Source organism: Ideonella azotifigens (assembly GCF_006519715.1).
Lineage (GTDB): Bacteria > Pseudomonadota > Gammaproteobacteria > Burkholderiales > Burkholderiaceae_C > Ideonella > Ideonella azotifigens.
Map to the genome: position 1 here is coordinate 1 of NZ_VIDT01000766.1, position 2,399 is coordinate 2,399.

Here is a 2,399-nt window from a genome sequence, read left to right on the forward strand (position 1 = left end):
CCATGGCCACCGCAGAGTGGTCACGTCGGGCAGCGCTTTTCAATGTGAGCAAGTCCCTTGCCGGGCTGAAGCTCGAACGAGGGAGATCTCATGAGGGAAGACAGACCCAGGCCGACGTGCGCGCCGAGTCCGGCTGGCGAGCGCCTTCGCGCCGTCCGGCCCGCCATGCGCATCGCAGGCGCCGCAGCGGCCGGCTTGATATTCAGTTCGTGCGGTGGAAGCTCTTCGTCCACAACCGACACGGGTGCCGTCGCGACCTTGCCGGCCCAGGCGTCTGCGAGTCGCTCGGTGCAGGCCGCCCAGGGGGGCGGCGAGCGTTCCGCCTCCGCATTCGAGGCCGCCACTGCAACAGTGGAGTGGACCTGGCTGGCGAACGAGAACGAGTCCTTCAAGGTGAAGGGCAAGCAGGTCGTGCGCTATGGCCTGGACAAGAGCTGGGTGAAGAAAACGATGAAAGGCGCGGGCACTTGCTCGACCGCCTTCTTCGGCGTGGACCCGGCGCCCGGCAAAGCCAAGCACTGTGAGCTGAAGGTCGTTCCCCCACCACCGCCTCCTCCACCGCCCCCTCCGCCGCCAGTGGTCTATGTCAATCCGGCCTTGATCCCTGCGGTGAACCAGAACCCGGTGGGAGGCTGGTCGCAGGACATGCTGCTGCCCACCACCGAGGTGGCGCCTCCCTCCGACATTGGCGCATTCCGCACGGGTTGCCAGGTGTCGAAATACGCCTTCGACGATCCGATCGTGTTTCCGGGCCAACCCGGCAAGAGCCACCTGCACACCTTCTTCGGCAATACCGGGGTCAATGCCAGCAGCACGGCCGACAGCCTGGCCACCACCGGCAACAGCACCTGCCGGGGTGGAACCATCAATCGCAGTGCCTACTGGGTGCCCAGCATGGTCGACACGCGCACCGGAGCGCCGTTGGCGCCCATGTTCGAATCGAACTTCTATTACAAGACCGGCTATGCCTTGCCGCCCAGCGCCATCACCGCAATGCCTGCCGGCCTGCGCATGATTGCTGGCGATTCCAAGGGAACTCCCGAAGCGCCCAGCGCGGCGGTGATGTACGCCTGTGTCTGGGACGGTGGCAATGGCGACTGGCAAAACAGCATTCCGACCGACTGCCCCGTCGTCGGCACTTCCTGGCTGATCATGGCCATCGACTTTCCGCAATGCTGGGACGGTGTCAATCTCGACGCGCCGGATCACATCAGCCACATGGCTGAGCCAGTGAACGTGAAGGCCAACAACACCGGCAATTGCCCCAGCTCGCATCCGGTGGCCATTCCGCAGATCTCGTTCCAGGTGCTCTATCAACTGAAAGCCGCGGGTGAAACCAAGTATTGGCGGCTGGCGAGTGACAACTACGACCTGACCAAGCCGGCAGGCTATTCCGGCCACGGCGACTGGTTCAACGGCTGGAAGCCGGAGATCGTCGATGTCTGGGTGAAGAACTGTGACCGTGCCCAGCGCGATTGCCATTCGCACCTGCTTGGCGATGGCCGCATGATGGTCATTCCCTGAGAAGCTGTGCAAGCCTTTCGGCCTGGGCGATCAGGCTTCAAACGCATGCTCTGGCTGGGCTGCGGCGCAGCGGCGCTGCTGGCTTGCTGGCAAGGCGCCAGGTGGGCCATGCCGCTGCCGGGCGCAGGTGCGGCGGCAGCCGAAGCTGCGATGGCGGAAGTGCTGGCCGAACCCAGCGCCCTGCGCTGCAGCGACAGCAACGCCAAGGGCACCGGCCTGCAGGCCGACTATTTTGCAGGTGACGCCTTGAACGGCCAGCCACTGCTGTCTCGCCTGGAACCCACGGTTGAATTCGAGCTTGCAACAGATTGGCCCACAGCGGCGGCCCGGCCCCGCTCGGCGCGCTGGCAAGGATGGATCAAGGCGCCGCTCAAGGGCCTCTACCATTTCCATGCCTTGCCCGGCAGCACCGTCATCGTCGCTGGCCAATGGATGATGGGCGGCCAGGCAGTGCCGGACGCCGCGATCGAGCTTCAGCCTGGCCGCTTCTACCCGATTGAGATGCGGGCTGATCTGTCCACAAGTGTTGCTGCGCGGCTCGAATGGACAGCGCCGCATGGACTTCGCTATGTCGTGCCACGGGCGCTGCTGTTTCCGCCAAGTCCAAAGGTGGCGGGCGCATGAGACAGCCCGTGTCGACGACCTGTGCCATGCGTGCCGAGCGCCGGGCTGCCAGTGATTCACCGCACGCTCACGCTGCCGCGCTTCCACGCCGGATCCTGCCAGCGCTGGAACATTGCCAGGTACGTATTCAGCCCCCTCACGAGGAAGTTAAGCGAGCAAGGGATGTTCACGGGCGCAGGGGTGCCAAGCGCGAAGGCCATCAACCTGAAGGCGCGATCTGCGGTGGCGGTGGCAGCAGACTTGGGTGGGGA

At 64.9% G+C, this 2,399-nt stretch carries 3 protein-coding genes; 2 read left to right on the top strand and 1 reads right to left on the bottom strand.

Translation table 11 applies throughout. From position 1 onward, the window contains the following. The first annotated feature begins 288 nt into the window (after nucleotides 1–288). The gene (locus FKP22_RS27415; protein WP_141291129.1) at nucleotides 289–1,524 is read left to right on the top strand and encodes a DUF1996 domain-containing protein; all 1,236 of its coding nucleotides are present in this window, start codon (nucleotides 289–291) and stop codon (nucleotides 1,522–1,524) included. Between the two features lie 45 nt (nucleotides 1,525–1,569). Beyond that, complete coding sequence (locus tag FKP22_RS27420; RefSeq protein ID WP_141291131.1) at nucleotides 1,570–2,148, top strand: PA14 domain-containing protein; 579 nt, start codon at nucleotides 1,570–1,572, stop codon at nucleotides 2,146–2,148. Nucleotides 2,149–2,204: 56 nt separating this feature from the next. Here the strand turns inward: FKP22_RS27420 and FKP22_RS33565 are convergent. Next, nucleotides 2,205–2,399: hypothetical protein (locus FKP22_RS33565; protein ID WP_211361616.1), on the bottom strand; the 195-nt coding region annotated here is incomplete at its 5' end.